This is a genomic window from Pseudochrobactrum asaccharolyticum (genome assembly GCF_003314995.1).
GTDB classification, from domain to species: domain Bacteria; phylum Pseudomonadota; class Alphaproteobacteria; order Rhizobiales; family Rhizobiaceae; genus Pseudochrobactrum; species Pseudochrobactrum asaccharolyticum.
The window spans coordinates 1-22,724 of the sequence record NZ_QNRH01000017.1 but is presented as its reverse complement, the minus strand read 5'-3'; the positions used below and the strand labels follow the sequence as shown (position 1 = coordinate 22,724).

Below are 22,724 nucleotides of genomic sequence, written 5' to 3'. Positions count from 1 at the left end.
AACCTTAAAATCTCGTAAACACTAAATCAATCTCTCAATCTTTTCAGTGCTTTAGCGATTAGCCAATCTCTCAATCAACCAATCTCAAGGGCGAAACTCTCTGCCGCTAGCAGCGCCGCCGCCCTCGTTGTTGAGCTCATATAGACCCCACCAAGCCAAACTGTCAACACGCACAAACACCTTTTATGGAATTTTTATAACAAAAAACACAAATCCACAGCCTCAACCCCGTTTTCACACCAATCACAATACATCCGAACACTCAATTACAACCAAAACACACCAAAACCACACCTCATATATCAAAAAAACACCCCCAAACCGCCGTTTCGACTCGCAAAACCAGAATCGTAAAGCTGCTTTTGAAGAAGCGGCACTAATTTTGGATCAAAAATAAAACCCCGCCTGCGAAACAGACGGGGGTTTGATATCAATAATGATTCCCGTGAAACATTTTACGCTTTTAATAAAGCCTCCACTGCTGAACCAATTGCCAGAACCTTACGATCCGAACCATTCCGGCCAACCAGCATCAGACCAGCGGGACGATCCGGCATTGGCATCGGAAGCGACAGTGCTGTCAGTGCAAACTGGTTCATAATCTGCGTATTACGCAAATAGAGTGTTTCAACGCGATCATATTCCGGCACATCTTCAGCAACCTGCGCAATAGGAACAGCTTTGATCGGTGTTGTCGGCATCAGCACAATGTCGAAGGCCGCCATCATAGTATCGGCTTGCTTCACCAACTCTCCGCGGAACGTCAGCAAAGTCTGATAATCTGCATCCGCAATTTTCAAACGCTCACGCAGAGGTATACTTACTCGTTCATCAACCGGCATAGAATGATCATTCAGCCAGTCTTTATGAATATGAGCTGCTTCAATACCAGTGAGTGATCCTTTATTCGGTCCTGTCCGCAATGCGGATACCAAACTATCAAAACTGCATTCTATGAATTCAGCACCAGCAGCTTCAAACTTTGCCAGCACTGCCTGATAGGCAACAGCGACATCGTCCTCCATATCCTGCAGTACCAAGCCCTGTGCAATACCGACTTTAAGACCAGCAAGATCAATCTTCTCCAAAGGTAGTGGCGCTCCACCGGACATAATCGCATCGGCATCCGCACAGGCCGCAACGGTCTTCGCCAGAGGCCCGACGGAATCGAGCGTTGGCGATAAAGGAAACGCACCTTCCAGCGAAACACGGCCATGCGTCGGTTTAAAACCGACAACACCATTCAAAGCTGCCGGAATACGAACAGAACCGCCGGTATCAGAACCAATGGCAATATCACATGTGCCCTCACCGGCACTCACAGCGGCACCGGATGACGATCCACCGGCAACAAGGCGTGCATCATAGGCATTGCCCGGCACCGGATAATGCGGATTGAGCCCGACAGCCGTGAATGCAAATTCTGTCATATGGGTTTTGCCGATAATAATCGCACCAGCTTTACGCAAGCGTTCAACGATCACTGCATCTTTGCCCGCCGGTTCAGCCGTTTTGCGAATGATGGAGCCTGCAAGATTTGGTTCTCCCGCCACATCAAACAAGTCTTTGATAGAAACAATCTTGCCATCCAAAGGCCCGAGGCTTTCGCCGCGCGCTGCACGCTGATCGGCTGCATCAGCCTCGGCGCGTGCTGTATCCGGATAAAGCTTCACATAAACCGCTTCCGTGGCTTTGCGATCTTCAAGACGTTTTAAAATTGCATCCAGTCTTTGACGTGTCGACAATTCAGTGCCCTCAGTTTTCATTTCAGTCACGATATCACTCTTGTTATATTAAAAGGCCACGAGCCGTATGCCGGTTCATGGCCTTTTCACTCTCTATATTATGTATCTGTCTCAGATTGCATCACTGAGCGATAAACCGGACTTTATGGCTGTCCGCGATCGGCAGAAGTTCCGTGACCGGCGGGACAGTATAAACATCATGCTTACCGAATTCGCGCGGATAATAATCATATCCGGCCGGCGGAGGTGGTGCATCATCCATGCCTGTGCGCTCTTCACCACGAACAATCGCAAACGGATCCGGAATAGCCCCCATCAGACGTCGCGTATAAGGATGTGTCGGATTGGCGAAAACATCCTGCCACGGGCCCTGCTCCACAACCTGACCGAAATACATCACCGCAACCCGGTCACTCATATGCTCAACCACACTCAGATCATGGCTGATCATAATGTAAGACAGTTGCAATTCGTCTTTCAGCTCCAGCAACAGATTGATGATCTGTGCACGGATCGACACATCCAGCGCCGAAACCGGCTCATCCAGCACAACCACTTTCGGATTGAGAACCAGCGCGCGGGCAATACCGATGCGTTGGCGCTGACCACCGGAAAACTCATGCGGCAAGCGTTTAGCCTGCTCTGGTTTCAGCCCGACAAGCTTCATCGTGTTCTCAACACGGTCATTGAGTTCCGATTTTGTCGTCACACCTTGCAAGCGCAACGGTGCGGCAAGCGATGTGTAAATCGTCTGGCGCGGGTTGAGCGACGCATAGGGATCCTGAAAAACCATCTGCGCCATCTGCGCCCGCTCAAGACGGCTTGGCCCTTTTTCTCCGGTAATTGGCTTACCTTCAAAATAAATCGTGCCCGAAGTCGGCTTTTGCAGGCCAAGAATTGTCAGCGCCAGTGTGGATTTACCGCAACCGGATTCCCCCACAATGGAAAGACACTCACCTTTATGCAGATCAAGGCTGAAATTATTGACCGCACGAACAGCCTGCGTCGAAGCACGAAACAGACCGGCCGTTACCGGAAAATGGACATTGAGATTATCAATACGCAACAGCGGCGTGTTCTGATCACTCATGATGATAACACCTCACGAATCCGCGTTTTGTTTCTGCATCCGCAGTCTTGACGATCGTATGCTCGAGCGCTGTCTGCGGCGGCACTTTGCTCAGGCAGATATCGGTTGCGCGTTCACAGCGCGGCTGAAACCGGCAGCCTTTCGGGAAAGCTGAAATAGATGGCACGACACCGTCAATTTCCTGAAGCCGTTTACGTTCTTCCGGCTTGCGTTGTCCCAGAACCGGCAAAGAACTCAACAGACCGTGCGTATAGGGATGTGCCGGATGCCCAAACAGATCCGCTACATTCTGCTCTTCCACCAGATGACCGGCATACATAACCCCGACGCGCTTGCACATTTTGGCAATCACACCAAGATCATGGCTGATCATCAGCACAGAGGTTCCGCGTGATGAGCACAATTCCTGCATCAATTTGAGGATTTCTGCCTGAACTGTCACATCAAGTGCGGTTGTCGGCTCATCTGCAATCAGCAAATCCGGATTACAGGCCAGTGCAATAGCAATCATCACACGCTGGCGCATACCGCCTGACATCTGATGCGGATAGTTTTTCACACGGCTTTCCGGTGCGGGCACATGCACCTGACCTAAGGCCGCAACGGCTTTCTTCTCCGCTTCATGCCATGTCGCGCCCTGATGAAGCACAAACATTTCTGCAATCTGCCGCCCTACTGTTGCCAGCGGGTTGAGTGCTGTCATCGGCTCCTGAAAAATCATCGCAATGCGACTGCCGCGTAATTTACGCATGTCACGACTGCTTAATTTCCGCAAATCCTGTCCTTTAAACAGGATTTCACCGGAGCTGACCTCCAGCGGACGGTTCAGCAAACCCATAATCGAAAGCGAAGTAATGGATTTACCGCAACCGGACTCCCCGACCAGACCGAAAGTTTCACCCGCGCCGATCGAGAATGAAACATTCTCAACCACGTTAAAGCGGGTTTCACCGGAAACCATATCAATATGAAGGTTTTTAACTTCTAAGAGTGGTGCATCGCTCATGATTTGCGGCTCCTCATATGCGGATCCAGCACATCGCGCAGCCCGTCACCAAACAGATTGAGCCCCAGTACTGTAAAGAAAATTGCAAGCCCCGGGAAAATAGCTGCCCATGGTGCAATCGCAATCAACTCACGCGCATCAGTCAGCATGCTGCCCCAGCTCGGGAATGGCGGACGAATGCCTAAGCCCAGATAGGAAAGTGCAGCCTCTGCCAGAATAGCATCACCCATGCCGAGCGTGCCGATTACCAGAATAGGCCCGATCATATTTGGTAAAATCTGGGTAATCATAATGCGGATATCGCTATAGCCCAGTGTTTTTGCTGCCTGCACATAGCCCTGTTTTTTAAGGGACAGCGCAGAGGAGCGGGCAATACGACAGGTCCATGACCAGTTGGTCAGACCAAGTGCAATCAGCAGGCTACCAAGACCAGGGCCGAGGATCGCCATAATTGCCAGCGCGAAGATCAGTGACGGGATCGACAGCATGACATTGGTCAGACCACAGACAAAATCGTCCCAGCGTCCGCCGAAATAACCGGCAGAAATGCCCATTGTCAGGCCGATCAGCGTATTGATGATCTGTGAGACAATACCAACCGTCAGCGAAATCCGTGCGCCATAGAGCACACGGCTGAACACATCGCGTCCCTGTGCATCAGTGCCGAACCAGAAATCACCGTCCGGCGGCAGTTCCGCATTGATCAGATCGGCATCCAGCACCGGATCATAATGGGCGAGTAAAGGAGCGAAAATACCGGCGGCCAAAATAACCACACAGAGCACTCCGCCGAATAACAGATTGAAACGTAATCTCATGGCGCTACTCGTGGCTGATGCGCGGATCAATGACCGCATAAAGAATATCGACAATCGTATTGATGATCAGGAACCACAATACGATCATGAGGATAGCGCCCTGCACCACCGGAATATCGCGCATCGACACGCTGTCCACCAGCAGAGAACCAAGCCCCGGCCATGAAAACAGTTTTTCGATCACCACGGCTGCGCCCATCAGCGAGCCGAATTGCAGACCGACAGTGGTGATAATCAGAACCAGCGCATTGCGCACCAGATGCCATGTGACAAGACGATAGGCATTCATACCTTTGGAACGGGCGGTACGGATAAAATCCGCGCCCATCACTTCCAGCACTGCAGCACGGGTTGTACGTGCCAGCAAAGCCAGCGGCGCAACACTTAAGGTGACTGCAGGGAGAATAAGATTGCGGATACCACCGTCACCATAGCCAAAGCTCGGCAACCAGCCCAAAGTCAGCGCGAAGAAATACATCAGCAGCAGACCGAGCCAGAACTGCGGCAATGACAAGCCGGAAACCGCACCGATCATCGTAATTGTATCTAATATGCTACCGGGTCGCAGCGCTGCGATAAAGCCAAGCGGCACACCGATCAGAACCGCGAGTGTCATTGCGGCAATCGCCAGTTTCATGGTCGGCCACATCCGCTCCATCAGCACCTGCGTTACCGGCTGACGGGTACGAAATGATTTGCCTAAATCAAACTGCACCAGATTGACAATATAAGAGCCGAACCGTTCATAAACCGGCCTGTCGAGACCGAATTCCTTGTTCATCTGCTCAACGACTTTAGGGTCATTACGCCCTTTACCGTCGGCAATCTGACTGGACGTAAAACTGCCCGGAATAACACTGAAAATGACGAAGATAATCAGAGACACCGCCAGAATGGTCGGGATCATCTGCAAAACTCGTCTGATAATAAATCGAAGCAACCTGTGTGCTCCTTCCTCCGGTATATCGGGGAAACGGAACCATCTCTGCAAGCCGTCAATCACACGGATTGATTATGCTCAGCTTCAGGATGATACCGATATGCGACAAAACTAAACTCCAGACCATGTGCGGAAAGCTGATCAGCGCTCCGGTCTTATGCCCTGAAGACTGCAACGGAGCCGGAGAACGAATAACCGCTCTCCGGCACGCCTCATAATCAGACCTGATTGCGCTTAGCGGCCGGCTGGCACGCTGTCGTCAACCCAGAGTTCCTCATAAGACTGAATTGCAAGTTCGGCAGAGTTTGGCTGCAGGCCATGCAGCCATGGCTGATAGGCAATGACCGCTTTGTTGTAGTTGAAGAACCAGAACGGCGCTTCATCCTGCAGGATATTATTGGCTTTGCGCAGCAATTCGTTGCGCTCTTCCTCAGACTTGGTCTGCTGCGCAGCCTCATACAACTTGTCGAATTCAGCATTGTTGAATTTGGTGTAGTTACAGGAAGACTGCGGTGTCTTGGAATAGAAGCACTGCAGCGCAGTCAGAGGGTCCGGACCGCTTTCCAGCGACCAAAGGAAGGACTGGAAATCGCCGCCCGGCACAACCTCAGACAGAACAGCTGCTTCAACCGGCTTGGTCTTCAGCTTGATACCGACTTTTGCCAGCATCGGAATGATTGCTTCCGCAATGGTCAGACCATAGCTTTCATTCTGTGTTGCAGTGACTTCAAATTCAAAACCATCCGGATAGCCGGCTTCAGCAAGCAGAGCTTTCGCTTTTTCCGGATCATAAGGATATGCTTTAGCATCCTTATCAAAAGCCGGTGAAGACAGCGGCAACCAGCTCACAGCACGATAGGCTTTGTCTTTTGCCAGACGTTTGATGATCAGATCGGAGTCAATTGCGTAATTGATCGCCTGACGTACACGTTTGTCCTGCAGCGGTTTAACATCCGTGTTGAAACCCATAGCGCGGGTATAAACTTCAGCCACTTCCAGAATGTTTTTCGACAGTTCCGGATCAGCTTTATAGGTCACATATTGTGCAGGTCCGAGAACCGAAACATCCACTTCCTTATTACGGAAAGCAACGTCACGGGCTGCGGCTTCACCCATCAGCATAATGTTGATCTTGTCAGCATAAGGCTTGTCTTTGAGGTAGAATTTATCCCACTTCACAACGGTCAGACGTGACCCCGGCACATATTCCGAGAATTTATAAGGTCCGAGACCAATCGGATTGCTCTTGAAGCTGTCTTTATCCGCTTCGCCGTCCGGATAAATCACAGTGCTCGGCTGCATGAAAATGAAGCCCGGATTCAGTGCTTCATTCAATGTGATTTCAAGCGTGAAATCATCAACCTTTTTCAGGCCTTCGATTTCCTGAGCTTTGCCTTCGGAATAAGCATCAGCGCCTTTAATATTGCTGACATAGCGAGCACCGGTATAGGCTTTTCCCGGTGTCATCGCACGCTTATAGCTGTAGATGATGTCATCCGCAGTCATCTGCTTGTCATTATGGAAAAATGCATCCTGACGCAGTTTGAAAGTATAGGTCAGACCGTCTTCCGAAGCGCTGACTTCCGTTGCCAGATCAAGCTGCGGCTTGTTGGCTGTACCATCCCATGCATAAAGACGACGATGCAGTGCTTTGGTCGGAAATTCGTCCTGCGTTGCAGTTGTTGCCTGATTGTCCAGCGTACCGAAGCTCGAGCCGTAAGGCGCAACGAAATTAATCGTGCCGCCTTTGCGTGGCTCTTCAGCAGACGCGTTCATGGCAACACCGGCCAGCAAAGATGCCGCCATTGTCGAGATTAAAGCTATGCGTTTAATCATTGAGAATATCCCCTCCTCAGAATTTATCCCTGGTTCTGACCATGTTCTCCGTTGCATGGTCAGAACCTTTCTTTGCATCCCGCTTTAGCGGGTGTAGACAACCTCACCGCCACGCAATGTCATGATGCATTGCGTGGCGCTGAGAATTTCCTCCGGTGTTGCTTCCAGCATATTGCGCGAGAACACGGCAATATCCGCAACCTGACCTGCAACCAGCTTACCTTTCACAGTCTCCATTTTCTGCGAAAAGGCACCGTATTCCGTATAGACCTGCAAAGCTTCCTCAATGGAAACACGCTGATTTTCATCCATTACAGTGCCTTTCCATGTCTTGCGGGTCAGCATTGTATAGATATTCGGGAACGGGTTCGGATGGCAGACAGGGCTGTCGCTGCCGGTCGCCGGTTTGAAACCAAGATCACGCCATGTTTTCAGCGGATAGCTCGGGCGGGCGCGTTCATCACCCAGCACAGAAATATAAGCATCGCCGAAATCATAGATGAAAACCTGCTGCGGGCACGGATAAATACCGGCTTTGAGCATACGCTGATGCTGGGCATCGCTGGAAAAACCGCAATGTTCAATACGGTGGCGACGATCCGGATCAGGATAGGCTTCCAGTGCTTTTTCATAGGCGGTAATCAGCTGTTCAATCGCCATATCACCGATTGCATGACAGGCAAGCTGGTAGCCTTTGGCATGGGCATCCATCACCATCGCCTGCAAATCTTCATCACTGAGAATCTGCACACCGATATTATTCACGTCATCGCCGTGATACGGCACCGACATCCATGCGGTTTTACCGCCAGCGGAACCGTCTAGAAACAGTTTCACCGCACCGACAGTCAGCATATCGTCGCCGACACCGGAAACCAGCCCGCTCTCATAGCATTGCGGCACTACCGATTTGCCCGGATCACCGAGCAGCACCACCCATGTGCGTACCGGCAGACGGTTATCACGCTTGGCAATATTATAAGCGCGGATTTCCTTATAACCGGCGATCTGACCGACCGCCGCATCCATGCAGGAGGTAATGCCGTAGGACAGCAGCATATTACCGCCGTCTTCAATCGCTTCAATAATCTGTTCTTCGCTCGGCTCAGGAATGACAGCGCGTACCAGATCCTGCGCATTCTCTGCCAGCATACCGGTAATTTTACCGTTTTGCTGCTCAATCAGGCCACCTTCCGGCACCGCTGTGTTTTCATCAACACCGGCGAGTTTCAGGGCATAGGAATTGGCAATCGCCACATGGCCGCAGGCGCGGGTCAGATAGACCGGATGGTCAGGTGCTGCCTGATCCAGCTCGGATTTATGCGGATGACGGCCAATATCCAGTTTGGTCTGGTCATAGCCACGCGCCAGAATCCATTCGCCTTTCGGCAAAGTTGCTGCTTTGGCGCGGATCGCTTCCTGCAAATCAGCCAGTGTCGGCAATGCGGCAGGCGTTGCATCAATCCGCTTCAAAGACAGGCCGGTGGAAATCAAATGTAAATGCGCGTCATTCAGGCCGGGAGTGGCAAATGCGCCTTTGAGGTCAACAAGCTCTGTTGTTTCGCCTTTAAGCTGCAAAATATCTGCGGCTTTACCGGCGGCCAGCACTTTACCCTGCCAGATGGCCAGAGCTTCAACAGTGCCCTCTTCATAACCGCACCAGATGGTACCGTTGTGTAAAATTTTGTCGGCAATAATCATCCCGCTCGCGGCCATGATGTGCCCTCCCCTTTCATGCTGCTGCAGGCTTGTTACATCGCTTCTCCGGCGTGCAATACCATGCAGTATTATCGTCATTTCCCGTATGCCGGTTCACCATGCACTCTTTGACAGAATGGAAAGCTCCGGCACTTTTTCAATCGTTTACAAGAGCCAATCATTATACGAAATGAAAAGCAAGCTGCGCATTTGTTAAAATTAAGCGTTATTTTTACGTCGTTTTGCGCAATTAAGCTGCAATTTAACGATTTTTATTTTTGATCAGCGCTTGTATGCAAGTACCACATAAAGCCATGCAGAAATTCGATAGATATATCACGAATCTGCCATATGAATTATGAGCAGATTCGTGACTTTCTATCTTTAAACGAGGCTGGATTTTGCCAACAGATGGAAGAAACCAGCGCCACGTTCAAGGATTTCATCGTTGAAATCATAACGGCTGGTATGCAGCCCGCTACTGTCACCATTACCAAGGAAAATATAGGCACCCGGCACGGCTTCCAGCAGGAAGGAGAAATCCTCACTGCCCATCATAGGCACATCAAGCTCTTCAAATGAGTCTGCGCCAAATCCGGCAATCGCCACATCGCGCGCCAGCTCATAGGCCTGCTTGTTATTGATCGTTGCCGGATAACCGACAGACCAGTCAAACTGCACATCCGCCTGATAGCTCTTTGCCTGAAAACGGGCAATTTCCTCAACGCGTTCACGCAATGCAATCCGCACAGACGGATCAGTTGCCCGCATCGACAGTTCAAGCACAGCTGTATCCGGAATGATATTGTTGGCAGAGCCGGACTGGAAAGAACCAACCGTTACCACGGCAGGCTGATGTGGCGAAATATTACGGGAAACCAGCGTCTGCAATGCCATCACAATACTGGAGGCCACAACCACCGGATCAACGGTCAGTTCCGGCATCGCACCATGACCGCCGCTGCCTTTGACCGTCATTGTCAGCACATCAATAGAGGCTGCCATTGCACCCGCTTTAGCCGAGAACATACCCGTCGCCAGACCCGGCATATTATGAATGGCAAAAACCTGCTCGCAAGGGAAACGGTTAAACAGCCCCTCATCAACCATCATTTTTCCGCCGCCGAAATTCTCTTCTGCCGGCTGGAAAATCAGGTGAACCGCACCGTTAAAATCCGGATCCTGCGACAAGGCATAGGCCGCACCCAGCAGCATTGCCGTATGGCCGTCATGGCCGCAGGCATGCATCACGCCTTTATGCTGGCTCGCATAAGGCAGGCCAGTTTCCTCCAAAATCGGCAGTGCATCAAAATCAGCACGAAAGCCGACAGAGCGATTGCTGTTACCGCGACGCAGCGTGCCGATAATACCGGTCTGCGCCAGACCGCGCGTGACCTCAAATCCCCATTTCTGCAAATGCTGTGCGATAAATTCTGATGTCTTGAATTCCGACAATCCGATTTCCGGCATCGCATGTAACTGATGACGGATATTAATCAGCTCCGGCAGAAAACTGCTGAAGTCAAACTTGTTCATTTTCTCACTCCCGAAATGCACAACCGCTCCGGTATGTGCATTTTATATATCAGTCATTTTCCCGCACAGAGCCGCATCACAGCACGATCAACAGGTGTTAAAAGAAGGCGCTCCCTTTTAACAACAGGCAAGTTTCTACGACTCTCATCTGTTGTAAAACGATGTCATGCCGGAGCAAAGCTCTTTTATAAAAAGTTTTCGTAAGATTTTATATTACAGCACTTTCGCTTTGCTCTTGCCGCAACTGCTGACCTCTCATAAAGATTAAATCCTGCATAAAGACGGGCAAAATCCGCAAACTTGCAGACACGGCTTTTTCATCAAAACTTGTTGTCACCGGAGCAGAATGTGCGTTTTTCAATCAGCCTGATGTCTGCAGCTCTTCTGACCCTGTCGGCCTGTGCATCCAAGGATGTCGGCCCGATCAACAGTCATGAAACCACGATCCACAGCAAGAGAACTGATTATATTGCTGATCACGGCAATGATGGCTCCACCGTTGTGGCACTGGCTTTTTCCGGTGGCGGCACGCGCTCTGCGGCTTTTGCCTATGGGGTATTGCAGGCGTTGGATGACATCGTCATTGACGAATATCCTTATAAACGCCGGTTGATTGAAAATGTAAGACTGGTGTCCGGAGCATCCGGCGGTGCCGTTGCCGCTGCCTATTACGGCATGACCGGCCCTGATCATTATCGTGATTTCCGTGAAAAATTTCTCTATCGCAATGCCGAAGCGGGGCTGCGCACTTCTTTACTGCCACCGGAAAATGTTGCACGGGCAATCGGCGGCGGTTTGAATGACCGCCACGGACTTTCACAATGGCTGGATACAAATCTGTTTCACGGCAAAACCTTCGCCGCACTCAGACGCAGCGATGCGCCGACAGTCTGGATCACCGCTTCCGATATTTATAACCGCACACCGTTTCATTTCACCTATGACACTTTCGATGCTTTGTGCAGCGATCTGGACAAAGTCCGCCTTGCCGATGCGGTCAGTGCCTCGGCTGCTGTCCCTGTAGCTTTTGCACCGGTTGTGGTGTCAGCCAATCAAAAACAGTGCAATTATCAGCCACCGCAATGGCTGAAAGACACGCTGACCAATCCGGATGTTTCCCTGCGGCTCAATGCCTATGCACGCAGTCTCTATGCCTATCGCAATGATCCGCAGCAGCATTACATCAAACTGCTCGACGGTGCTTTGACCGATAATATCGGCGTCACACCTTTTGCTCTGGCGCGTGCTGCAGCCAAAAACCCGCATGGCCCTTTATCTCCGGCAGAGGCTGTGAAACTGCGCAAGCTGATTTTCATCGTCGCCGATGCCGGAACGGAAGGCGAAGAGCCATGGGTTAAAACCGTTCATGGCCCGATTTTGCCGGAAGTCGCTGCGGCAACGGCCTATACTGCGATCTCCGCTTCGGTGCGCGATGGTTTTGATGCACTGAAATTCGCCACGAACCAATGGCAAAAAGAACTCATTGATTATCGTTGTTCTTTACCTCTGACAAAGGTCAAAGAATATCGTGGTAGTTTGCAGGGTTGGAATTGCAAAGACCTGTCGCTGATTGTTGAAGCGGTGAGCTTTCGTGATCTGGACGGGCCGACCCAAAATAATCTCAACAGGATTCCGACCCGTTTCAGGCTGCCGAAACAACAAGTTGATCTGGCTGTTGCCTCCGGACACAAAGCCGTTATGCAACATGAGAGAATCCAGAATGCCATTCTCGACATTCAAAAATTTGCCGATGTCAGGAAGTCTGAACAGGTCTCACCGGTCAAACGAACAGCCGCATTACCTGTTTTCCATTAAACGCGCCGTAGTTTATAATCAGCGGCCACGGCCTCCAATATCCGGTTATGACAATGCAAGATCTTTTCTCGAACCTGATCCCCGCTCTGCCTGAACAGGAAACGCTCGCCGAAGGTGCCGTCTTATTGCGCGGGGAAGCTCTGAGCCATGAACGTGACTTGCTTTCCGCGCTTGCACAAATAACCGCGCGGGCTGCGTTCCGGAATATGGTAACGCCGGGCGGTTTTACGATGTCTGTTGCGATGACCAATTGCGGGCCGCTTGGCTGGGTCAGCGACCGCAGCGGCTATCGCTATAGTCCGGTTGACCCGCTGACCGGTGAAAACTGGCCAACAATGCCGGAGTGTTTTTTGAAGCTGGCACAAGATGCGGCAGCCAAAGCCGGTTATCAGAATTTCACACCGGATGCCTGTCTCATCAATCGCTACGAGCCGAAAAACAAGCTCTCACTGCATCAGGACAAAGATGAGAAAAGCCCTGAACATCCCATTGTCTCAGTCTCGCTGGGACTGCCAGCTACATTTCAGTTTGGCGGCTTGAAACGCACCGATCCGGTGCTCAAATATGCCTTACAGCATGGTGATGTCGTCGTGTGGGGCGGGCCGTCGCGTCTCTACTATCATGGTATTACCCCATTGAAAGATGGTGAACACCCGCTTCTTGGCCGCACCCGCATCAATCTGACCTTCAGAAAAGCCGCCTGATTTGAAAATAAGATTTGCAGTGCAGGAACTAAGTTCACGCGATACCCTGTGATCCATTCAAAGAAAGGTAAAGCCGTGAACAAGCACGCCCGCATAGACAAACTCCTTGACGACCCGCGCTGGCAGGCTGTGCTGGAGCGCGATCCGGACGCTGACGGTCAGTTTGTCTATGCTATCAGCACCACGGGCATTTATTGCCGCCCGACCTGTCCTTCGCGTCGGCCAAAGCCTGAGCACACACAAATTTTCGATCAGCCGCATCAGGCTGAAAAAGCTGGCTATCGACCTTGCCTGCGCTGTGTTCCGCAACGGTTGGAAACATTGCAGCAGCAGCAATCCCGCCTAGTTGAAGAAGCCTGCCGCCAGATCCGCGATAACGAAACGGCACCGGATCTGAGCAAGTTGGCAGAACATGCCGGTTTCAGCATGTCCCATTTTCACAAGTTGTTTAAACAGGTCACCGGCATTACACCAAAAAAATATGCTCAGTCCCTGCGCCTTGAAAAGCTCGAACAGGAACTGACGAACAACAAAACCTCCGTTACAGAGGCGATTTACAATTCAGGCTATAATGAAAGCAGCAACTTCTATGCTTCCAGAAACAGGCTTTCAGGTATGACAGCATCCGCGCACAAAAAAGGCGGTACTAATATCGTGCTGCATTACGCCATCGCTCCTTGCTCTTTAGGCAAAGTGCTGGTTGCCGCCACCTCCAAAGGCATCAGCTCTATTTTGCTCGGTGATGATGACAATACTTTATTGGATGATTTGAGAAAACGCTTCCCGAAAGCTGAAATTACAGCGAGCGGGGAAGAGTTTACTGACATGCTTCAGAGCTGCGTTGCATTTATCGAACAACCGCAACCACATTTCGATTTGCCGCTGGATATTCACGGCACGATTTTCCAACAAAAAATCTGGCAGATTTTGCGCCAGATTCCACCAGGCGAGACTGTGAGCTATGCAGAACTTGCCCGCCTTGCAGGTATGCCGAAAGCGGCAAGAGCGGTTGCCGGTGCCTGTGCGGCCAATCCGGTAGCCGTTATTGTACCTTGCCACCGCGTAGTGCGGAATGACGGCGGCCTGTCAGGCTATCGCTGGGGTGTGGAGCGTAAACGCACTTTGCTCAACAAAGAAAAAATCACAGCTGATGATTAAAGCATTTCACAGTCAGGCCGGTTCAATCTGACATTGTGATAATGCGATAAACTAAAGAAGCTAAACGGCAGCACATGTGCTGCCGTTTAGATTTTCAACCAATCAATGCTGCGCGAAGACAGAGCGCTCGGTTTTAGAGAAGCGGATGACCTGATAAGGCTCGGTCATTCCGCCCTGCTCCATTCCCGGTGAGCCGACAGGCATGCCCGGCACGGCCAGACCCGATTTTTCACCGCCTTCAGCCAGCAGTTTTTCGATATCCTGTGCAGGCACGTGACCTTCAATAACATGGCCGTCAATAATGGCCGTGTGGCAGGATTGCAGGTCATCAGCCACACCATACTTGGCTTTGACCAGTGCCAGATCTTCAATATTATGCTCTTTGATCTGAAAGCCCGCAGCCTTCATATGATCGCCCCATGCACCGCAGCAACCACAATAAGGCGATTTATACAGCTCAACAATCTTGCTCTGCTGAGCCAGAGCGGTTGAGGCCATACCGGTCATCATCAGTGCGAAAATACCGGCACCAGCGACATATTTAAGGTTCATATCAGAAATCCTTTTCTCAAAAAGCTGCCAAATCTCTTATGCGCTGAACAACAGCACACTAAACACTGCAAACAGCGCCAGATGCAAAACACCCTGAATTGGCGATGTTCTCTGTCCGATAAAGCTAAAGGCTGTCAGGGCAACGGTGAGCAGGAACAGGATCGTTTCAAATCCGGAAATACCCATCGTCACGGTTTTATTCATCACAAAACCAATGATCAGCACCGCCGGAACCGTCAAGCCGACAGTCGAAACAAAAGCACCGAGACACAGGTTGATCGCGCGCTGCATTTCATTATTCAGCGCCGCCTTAACGGCTGTAATGGACTCCGGTGTAAAGACAATAATTGCAATCAGCACGCCGCCAAGAGCAACCGGAGCATTAACCGTCTCGATGCCATAATCGATCAGAATAGCCAGATCATGTGCCAGCAGAACAATCGGCAGGATCATCGCAATCAGCAAAACAGAGCGAATGAGAATTGCGCGCTTGTCCGGCACGGATGGAGCATCATCCTGCTGCACTGTGTTGGATGCACCGCCAGCCGGAACAGCCATACAACCAGAAACCGGCTGCACAAACAAACGGCTGTAATTACCGATCTGCATCCAGAGAAACACAGCATAGACCACAATCGTAATGGCGGAGAATGCAATGGCTTGTATGAAATTGAATTCACCGGCACCGGACACATAATTCGGCAAAACCAGAGCAAGACCAGTGAGCATTGTAATCAGGGAAAGATAGCTGACTGAGCCCTGTGCATTATATTCCTGTTCGCGATAACGCAGCCCGCCAACAAGCAAACAAAGACCTGTCACCAGATTGAGAATGATCATCATTACGGAGAAAATAGCATCACGGCCGATAGTCGGGAATTCACCCGGTCCGAGCAAAACCGAAGCGATCAGGATCACTTCAATCGACACAATCGACAGTGTGAGAATAAGCGTACCGTAAGGCTCGCCCAATTGATGCGCCAGGTGATCGGCTTCGCCTACCACACCAAATGAGGCCATCACGATCGTCGCAAACAGCACCATAAAGCAGATAACTGCAATTGTATTATCAAATGGCTCTGCCAGCCATTGCTTGCCCCAAATGGCAAAAACAACAACCACAGACCATGCAATCAACAAGCGGATCAGTGTCAGTTTCGGGAACAACGAGCGCAAGGATGCAGCTTCATGTTCCGCAGACAGGGTTTTATTTTCAGATGGTTTTATCATCAGGCCCTTATTCTCCATCAAGTCAGCGCATCATAAAACCAATCAGTTTCAGCATAGATGCACATTATTCAAATGGTCAAAGCCAGTCAGCTCTGAACCGGATAGAGGGGCCGTCCCCGGATGATACATGGCAGGTCGTCCTGCACTGAGCGTATATAGTGATCTGCAGCAAATTAGACAACCACTGCAATGGCGTCATTTTGCCCGCAAACAAGGCGCACCATACTCTAAACAGCCTTCTGCCATTTTCGCAAACGCCCGCAAGCATTGCTGTAGGGAGATGAAGTATTAAACTGGATCATCCGCCCCATGGTCCATTTTTGATACCAGAGCGTGCCATAGAGCTCTTCATCGGTACGGCTTTCAATTTGCTGAATGATCTTCTCTTTGACGCTCTGCAAACGGGATAACAGATCATCATAGGACAGCGCATCATAATCCGCGTAAAATTTTTGCGCCAACCGTCCCAGCTCATTCCATTTGAAACCTGTTTCCGGAAAGTCCACCGGCTCTCCGGCACTGTCTTTTTCCAGCCATTTTATCACCAGCTCATTCCAGCCGGTGAGATAAGCAACCAGATCTTTGACGCTCATCTGCGTATTCTTCGCATGTCCTGCAAGGCTTTTATCCGTGACCTGAGCCGCAGGAGTTCTACTGAGAATGCGTAGCAATTTTTCAAAATTTGTATGGATTGCTTTGAGCAATTCATCTTTCGTTTGCGGTACAGCCACGACCTGTCTCCAATTTTGATACGCGCTTAAAAAAACCACTACGACCGACAAGCATAAACCGGTCTAAACCTTATGCTTTAGCTGCCTCAAAAAATACAACAGGTTTAGAGCCGTCATAGGCAATAAGGACATTCCATTTACAGGCAGGTCAAAAATACCAGCCAATCTGCTTATTCAGCTTAATCAATTTTCCAGCATTTCAAACACCGCAACATCAATACAATAAATACCAGCAAAGCAGATCACGCTTTGTCAGCATAAGTCATCAAAGAAACAATCAAAGCCACACAAAGCCGGGCGTTTTACGCCCCGGAAAGGAGTTAGCTATGGCTAAACTGGGTATCCTATTGTGCGCCGGTATCATCAGCATCAGCGGCGGCAGTGCATTGGCACAGTCTTTTACAATGGACAATAATGCCAATTCCAATTCCAACTCCGGCGCAACCGCAATTGCGATCGGCAGCTCCAACACCTCGCCAAACCGGATCAGAACGACTGTTCCCGCAATTTCACCGGGATTGGTTGCGGCAGGCGTTCATTCCTGCGCAGGTTCTGCAAGTGCCGGTATCGGTGCAACAGGCTGGGGCTTCGGTATCGGCTCGACCTATGAAATGCGGGAATGTAATCGCCGCGCCTATGCCTCCGCTTTAGCAGGTCTCGGCCACCGCAGTGCCGCTCTTGATCTGGTATGCCTGAACAAGGAAGTCCGTGCCTCACTCAATGCAACCGGCATTGTCTGTCCGTCACAAGGAATAGCTGCCCGTCAGGTTTCCTATCGCACAACACCACAAGTTGCAGCGGCTGCGATGGCTGCTCCGGCACCACGAGCACAACCTGCCCGTGCACCAGCTGGCAACAAACGCACTTACTCAGCCAAAGCACTAGGTCTGAGCACAAAAGATCTGGAAGCCAAAGGCTGCACATTGCGCACGGATGCACAGAAAGGCCGCGCCTGGTTCTGCCCGCGTCCTGTGATGTGAGCGAACACTTTAATTATGAAAAATCAAATACATAACAAAAAGCTCCCCTTTCGAGGATCTAGCCTTCTGCCCATGACGTGCTTTGGCCTGCTCATGGGCAGCGGGATATATCACCGGATATATCTGGCAAACGGGAGATTTGCCATAACAGTTGGAGGATTAAACAATGAAACGCGTTTTTGCTTTTTCAGCCGTTGCCGCACTGGCGCTCGCAGGCGCATTGCCTGCATCCGCACAAACCGTAGAATGGGGCGGCGGTTTCGTCGGTCAGTCTATGGGTAATTCTGCCGTCAGCGGCGGCGGGTTCCTTGGTGCTGGCTCAACAGCCCAAGGCTTCGGCACAACAAACGGATGGGCCACTACAACTGGTATCGGCGGCGGTGTCGTCGTTCCGGGCTTTGGTGTCGGTGCTTCCGGTTCACTCTATAGTTCGGGTATTTCCGGTCAGTCTGGAGCGCTGGCGAATTCAAACACCGGGTTTCTCGGCGGCTCGTCTGCCGCGAGTGCAGCCGGTGGCGCAATGGGCTCCTCTTCCGGCTTTGTCAGTATCAAACCCTGACTATCAGTGGATTGTGTATTTTCTTGAGTCCGGCAGCAACAGCAATCGCAGGCATCCGGAAACATACGCATCCCCTTTAAAACATAAAATAACAGGAAGTTTTTATTTCTTCCGTTTCGAGAAGAATGAGAGTCCGATTCAATAGGATACCCGCTCTCATTCTGTAGGAGTGGAGAACATCCACTCCTACACAAATCCTCAGGAAAGAAAAATCAGAACAGATTTTGATAAATATTATTCAATTTATAGGCGACTTCAGTACGGTTCGTTGCGCCAAATTTTTTCATAATATTATGCATGTGAACCTTCACGGTGGATTCACTCATAGTCAATTCATAAGCAATGGTTTTATTGGCCTTGCCCTGACGCAATAAGTGAATGACCTGAATTTCGCGTGCAGTAAATAAGCCGCTTAAATCATGGTGGCTGGTCTTTTGCGGTTGTGACTTTGCAGTAATACAGGTCGCAGGAATAAATATTCCGCCGGCCATGGCAAGATGGACAGCTTCCACGCAAATTTTCACACCAACAGATGTCGGGATAAACCCGCGAACCCCGAGCTCCACCGCACAGACGACCTGCTCCCAGTCCTCACGTTCTGAGAGTAAAATGACAGGCACAGGATCCCAGTCGGCCTTGAGCGCTTTAATTTCAGCGCTGACATCCGGATCTGTCACTTTTCTCGCACCGATATGCAATAAAAGAACCGCTGCATTGATACGCGCAGTTTCGATGTCACCGCCCTCAGCACTGTCGAAACAGACAACAGGTAATCTGAGGCCGGTGTTGAGCAAACTATGACGTAAACATTCACGATCCAGATTGCTTTTGCAGATAAGTACAAGTCGTTGTTCCAGATTATGTTCTGCAATCATCATCTGACACTCCCCAACGCCTTCGGAAGCTGCTCTGTACTGCATCTCCCGCTCCTCCCCACTCTACTATATTGATTTTATATTATATATGATATTTTAAATCATAATATATGCTTTGCATTGCGTAACAGCATCAGGATTGCTTAAACAAAAAGAATGCTGATAAACTGAATTATTGCTATATAGGATAGGCTTGTCCTTAATCTAAGTTAACAAAATAGCCATCAGAAATATAAAATCGAACTTTATCTGCATAACGGGAACAGATTACTACATCTTTTGATCTAGAACGTTTTACGTCCAAAATGGATTATGCTGCTCGCTCTCATTTTTTGTTTGGTCACATTATCACGACGTCAAGTGACCCCACTTAACTATGAAATGCTCTGTTTTAAGGGGGCAGAAGATGCATAATGAACTGCACACTATCAATATAACCGTCAGTGCTCTGATTGATCTTCTCAAAGCACCGCCAATTTTAGCTGATTTCGAAAATATCGAGCTGAGAGCCCTTGCCTCGCTGCAGGTTGATGAGCGCCGCGTACAAGCCGACGGCACCATTATCAATCAGGGGGAGCGCATACGCAGTATTCATCTGGTGCAAAGCGGCTGGGGCTGTGTTTATCGTGACCTGTCGAACGGGGAAAGACAGGTTCTCGATTTTCCTATGCGCAGCGATTTCGTCGGCTTAAGAACCGCTGCAGGACGCAGTTATAATACGGTTGCTGCAATCACACCAATGACCGTTTTTGAAGTACCGCTCTGCTCTCTGGCCAATGCCATTCAGCAGGCACCGAAACTAAGCTTTATCCTGATCGAACTGTTTGCCCGCCAACGCTCATTGCTGATTGAGCATCTGACAAATGTCGGATGCAGAAGCGCTCTGGTCAGAACGGCGCATTTATTGCTCGAACTTGGCGACAGGGCCAAAGCCTGCGGCATGGGAGATGACAAAGGCTTTGATTGCCCGATCACGCAATATCAGCTTGCCGACGCTCTCGGACTAACGCCTATTCACCTGAACCGCATGGTGCGTGAATTGCGGGAAGAAGGACTGCTGATGTTTAAAAACAGCAGAGTAGACTATTTAAATCGCAAGGCACTGATCGCTCTTGCTGAATATGACGGTGAATTTATGCATATGTCCGTGTTCGACAAAACCATGTCCTATTCCGGAGCACCGTTGCAATCATAAATATGCGTAATAAAAAACCGGCCGGAGTTTACTCCGGCCGGTTCAAATCATGAAGGATTAACTGGCTGTTGTTTCGCGACGACCGATACCAAGCAACTGATACAGCACAAGAGCTGCCAGTGTCGAAGTACCGATACCACCCAGAGCAAAATCACCAATAGTAACTGTGAAGTCACCGGCACCGAAAATCAGCGCGATACCAACGGTGAAGAGATTACGCGGATCAGAAAAATCAACTTTATTGACCACCCAGATACGCGCCATTGCCGAAGCAATCAGCCCGAAGACCGAAACGGCCAGACCAGCCAGCACCGGTGCCGGAATCGTCTGCAGAATTGCACCGAACTTAGGTGACATACTCAATGCCAGCGCGATGCAGGCTGCGATAACAAAGACCAGTGTCGAATAGACTTTCGTCATCGCCATGACGCCGATGTTTTCAGCATAGGTTGTTACACCAGTACCGCCACCGGAGCCGGAGATCATGGTTGCCACGCCGTCAGCAAAAAAGCCGCGACCAATATAGCGGTCCATATTCTGACCGGTAATTGAACCAAGCGCTTTGATATGGCCAAGATTTTCAGCAACCAGAACAATAGCAACTGGCGCGATCAGTGTAATCGCAGGCCAAGTAAATTCCGGCTTCACAAAATGCGGCAAGCCAAACCATGCGGCTGAGCTTACTGCATCAAAGTTGATGCCCGGAACCAGCCCCATCCCGTTACCGAAAACCAGCACCAGCACATAGCCAAATACCAGAGCCAGCAAAACCGCAACGCGGCGGGTCGCTCTCGGGCCATAGGCAGAAATAACCGCCATACATAGAACTGTCATCAATGCGATGATAATATGCGCATGCGTGCCTTTAAGCTGACCAACAGCAACAGGGGCAAGGTTCAAACCAATAGCAACACCGATGGCACCGGTCACAGCTGGCGGCATGAGTTTTTCAACCCAGCCGGTACCAACGCCCATAACAATCAGACCAATGATCGCATAAAGCGCACCACAGGCAATGATACCACCAAGTGCCAAAGCAATATTCGCATTGGGGCCGCTACCGCTATAGCCGGTTGCAGCAATAACAACGGCGATAAATGCAAAAGACGAACCAAGATAACTCGGGACACGCCCACCTGTAATCAGGAAGAACAGCAGTGTACCAATACCGGAAAAGAAAACCGCGACATTGGGATCAAAGCCCATGATCAGCGGAGCAACAATTGTCGAACCGGACATCGCAAGCAGGTGCTGAATCCCCATCGGCACGGCTGCGGCAGTCGGTAAACGTTCATCCGGTAATACGGTAATATTATCCGTCAAACGCCAGTTAGGAAAATAAGCCATCTTGTCCCCTTCATAAATGCTGATTTTCTTTAGCTATTTGTCATGAAGATTTCCACGATACTCGATATGCAGAATTAATTTTTATGTCATTATCGTATCGATAGGCACAACTTTTCACGCTGTGCATGGCATTGCGTTTCTGCCTTAACGGAAAGCAGCCTGCTCATATAGGGACAAGAAATAAAAATAGTAAAGTTTATTGTTTAGTCAAAAACTTGATACAACAGCTCTGATTATTGAATATTATCCAAAGATCAACTTAAAAACATGCCACAGTATAAGTTGTTCAATATGCCTTTCCCATTAGCGGTCTACGTTTAACGCAATATAGCTTGATCTTAACAAAGATGCTTTGCACGGCCATCATGTAGCGAATTAAGAGGAAGCATCATACCTTAATGCAATATTTGGGGTGTTAGCGCTCGCCACCATAACCACGTCGCTTCCAGTCTTGAAGCGGCATAATATCAGGCAATCCGCCACCTGCTTCATACCAGGAATCAACAGCCCAACTCTGTCCTGACTTATCCTTAATCACAGCAGTCCAATGCGGATAACGGCCATCAATGAAAGAACCGCGTGTCGTGCGCCGTTCAGGTGTATGATGCTTTAACCAGCCACGCGACTGTAAATAGCGCAAAAAAGCATCTGTATTGATGGATTCATCCACGCAATCCATCTGCCCTTTGATACGGGCTTTTCCGAATTGCATCTTAGGTTTATCGCGGACGCCAATTGCTGCGGTGCTACGCTCTTCGAATAATGCAATGGCAGTACGCAATGCTTTTCGTTCGTCACCGGCACTTCGATTGGCCTTTTTCAAGAGGTTCTGAATATGTAGTTCATCCTTCGCAGACAGCGCGACTTTCGTACGATAATAGCAATCATAGCCATGACAAACACTAAAGG

At 50.1% G+C, this 22,724-nt stretch carries 20 protein-coding genes; 6 read left to right on the top strand and 14 right to left on the bottom strand.

Annotated elements, in window-relative coordinates:
- Positions 1 to 455: 455 nt before the first annotated feature.
- From DFR47_RS20890 to DFR47_RS20855, 8 genes are all read right to left on the bottom strand, one after another.
- Positions 456 to 1,766 carry an amidase gene (locus DFR47_RS20890; RefSeq protein ID WP_113946452.1) on the bottom strand — a complete coding sequence of 437 codons (1,311 nt, stop codon included), beginning with the start codon at positions 1,764 to 1,766 and terminating at the stop codon, positions 456 to 458.
- Positions 1,767 to 1,866: 100 nt separating this feature from the next.
- Entirely contained in the window at positions 1,867 to 2,835 is a 969-nt protein-coding gene (locus DFR47_RS20885) for an ABC transporter ATP-binding protein (RefSeq protein WP_113946448.1), read from the bottom strand.
- Positions 2,828 to 3,841, bottom strand: a complete 1,014-nt coding sequence (locus DFR47_RS20880; protein WP_113946447.1) for an ABC transporter ATP-binding protein — start codon at positions 3,839 to 3,841, stop codon at positions 2,828 to 2,830. Before DFR47_RS20880 ends, DFR47_RS20885 begins: the two co-directional genes overlap by 8 nt.
- On the bottom strand, positions 3,838 to 4,659 hold the full coding sequence (locus DFR47_RS20875; RefSeq protein WP_113946446.1) for an ABC transporter permease: 822 nt from the start codon (positions 4,657 to 4,659) through the stop codon (positions 3,838 to 3,840). The genes DFR47_RS20880 and DFR47_RS20875 overlap by 4 nt, the downstream gene beginning before the upstream one ends.
- A gap of 4 nt (positions 4,660 to 4,663) precedes the next feature.
- Positions 4,664 to 5,599: an ABC transporter permease gene (locus DFR47_RS20870; RefSeq protein ID WP_113946445.1), complete on the bottom strand. Its 936-nt coding sequence runs from the start codon at positions 5,597 to 5,599 to the stop codon at positions 4,664 to 4,666.
- 234 nt (positions 5,600 to 5,833) lie between these two features.
- Positions 5,834 to 7,435, bottom strand: a complete 1,602-nt coding sequence (locus DFR47_RS20865) for an ABC transporter substrate-binding protein (protein ID WP_113946444.1) — start codon at positions 7,433 to 7,435, stop codon at positions 5,834 to 5,836.
- 84 nt (positions 7,436 to 7,519) lie between these two features.
- Positions 7,520 to 9,151, bottom strand: a complete 1,632-nt coding sequence (locus DFR47_RS20860; protein ID WP_113946443.1) for an amidohydrolase — start codon at positions 9,149 to 9,151, stop codon at positions 7,520 to 7,522.
- Between the two features lie 366 nt (positions 9,152 to 9,517).
- Positions 9,518 to 10,669 (bottom strand): M20 aminoacylase family protein, encoded by a 1,152-nt coding sequence (locus DFR47_RS20855; protein WP_113946442.1) that lies wholly within the window; start codon positions 10,667 to 10,669, stop codon positions 9,518 to 9,520.
- 369 nt (positions 10,670 to 11,038) lie between these two features.
- Between DFR47_RS20855 and DFR47_RS20850 the strand changes: the two genes are divergently transcribed.
- From DFR47_RS20850 to ada, 3 genes are all read left to right on the top strand, one after another.
- Positions 11,039 to 12,484, top strand: coding sequence for a patatin-like phospholipase family protein (locus tag DFR47_RS20850; RefSeq protein ID WP_113946451.1), 1,446 nt, complete (start codon positions 11,039 to 11,041; stop codon positions 12,482 to 12,484).
- A 53-nt stretch (positions 12,485 to 12,537) separates the two neighbouring features.
- Positions 12,538 to 13,188, top strand: coding sequence for a DNA oxidative demethylase AlkB (alkB, locus tag DFR47_RS20845; protein WP_113946441.1), 651 nt, complete (start codon positions 12,538 to 12,540; stop codon positions 13,186 to 13,188).
- A 75-nt stretch (positions 13,189 to 13,263) separates the two neighbouring features.
- Positions 13,264 to 14,346, top strand: coding sequence for a bifunctional DNA-binding transcriptional regulator/O6-methylguanine-DNA methyltransferase Ada (gene ada, locus DFR47_RS20840; protein ID WP_113946450.1), 1,083 nt, complete (start codon positions 13,264 to 13,266; stop codon positions 14,344 to 14,346).
- A 102-nt stretch (positions 14,347 to 14,448) separates the two neighbouring features.
- Here ada and DFR47_RS20835 read toward each other — a convergent pair whose 3' ends face one another.
- From DFR47_RS20835 to DFR47_RS20825, 3 genes are all read right to left on the bottom strand, one after another.
- Positions 14,449 to 14,898, bottom strand: coding sequence for a DUF411 domain-containing protein (locus DFR47_RS20835; RefSeq protein ID WP_113946440.1), 450 nt, complete (start codon positions 14,896 to 14,898; stop codon positions 14,449 to 14,451).
- A gap of 36 nt (positions 14,899 to 14,934) precedes the next feature.
- Entirely contained in the window at positions 14,935 to 16,128 is a 1,194-nt protein-coding gene (locus tag DFR47_RS20830) for a calcium:cation antiporter (RefSeq protein ID WP_113946449.1), read from the bottom strand.
- 227 nt (positions 16,129 to 16,355) lie between these two features.
- Positions 16,356 to 16,859 carry a ClbS/DfsB family four-helix bundle protein gene (locus DFR47_RS20825; RefSeq protein ID WP_113946439.1) on the bottom strand — a complete coding sequence of 168 codons (504 nt, stop codon included), beginning with the start codon at positions 16,857 to 16,859 and terminating at the stop codon, positions 16,356 to 16,358.
- 326 nt (positions 16,860 to 17,185) lie between these two features.
- Here DFR47_RS20825 and DFR47_RS20820 point away from each other — a divergent pair, with 326 nt between their 5' ends.
- Positions 17,186 to 17,839, top strand: a complete 654-nt coding sequence (locus tag DFR47_RS20820) for a hypothetical protein (RefSeq protein WP_113946438.1) — start codon at positions 17,186 to 17,188, stop codon at positions 17,837 to 17,839.
- Between the two features lie 166 nt (positions 17,840 to 18,005).
- On the top strand, positions 18,006 to 18,398 hold the full coding sequence (locus tag DFR47_RS20815; protein WP_113946437.1) for a hypothetical protein: 393 nt from the start codon (positions 18,006 to 18,008) through the stop codon (positions 18,396 to 18,398).
- Between the two features lie 212 nt (positions 18,399 to 18,610).
- Here the strand turns inward: DFR47_RS20815 and DFR47_RS20810 are convergent, their stop codons facing one another.
- A complete protein-coding gene (locus tag DFR47_RS20810) occupies positions 18,611 to 19,318 on the bottom strand; it encodes a response regulator transcription factor (RefSeq protein WP_245416670.1) in 708 nt (235 codons plus the stop codon).
- Between the two features lie 361 nt (positions 19,319 to 19,679).
- Between DFR47_RS20810 and DFR47_RS20805 the strand changes: the two genes are divergently transcribed.
- Entirely contained in the window at positions 19,680 to 20,468 is a 789-nt protein-coding gene (locus DFR47_RS20805) for a Crp/Fnr family transcriptional regulator (RefSeq protein ID WP_113946435.1), read from the top strand.
- Positions 20,469 to 20,525: 57 nt separating this feature from the next.
- Here DFR47_RS20805 and DFR47_RS20800 read toward each other — a convergent pair whose 3' ends face one another.
- Both DFR47_RS20800 and DFR47_RS20795 read right to left on the bottom strand, forming a co-directional pair.
- Entirely contained in the window at positions 20,526 to 21,815 is a 1,290-nt protein-coding gene (locus DFR47_RS20800; protein ID WP_113946434.1) for a solute carrier family 23 protein, read from the bottom strand.
- A gap of 415 nt (positions 21,816 to 22,230) precedes the next feature.
- Positions 22,231 to 22,724: hypothetical protein (locus tag DFR47_RS20795; RefSeq protein ID WP_113946433.1), on the bottom strand; the 494-nt coding region annotated here is incomplete at its 5' end.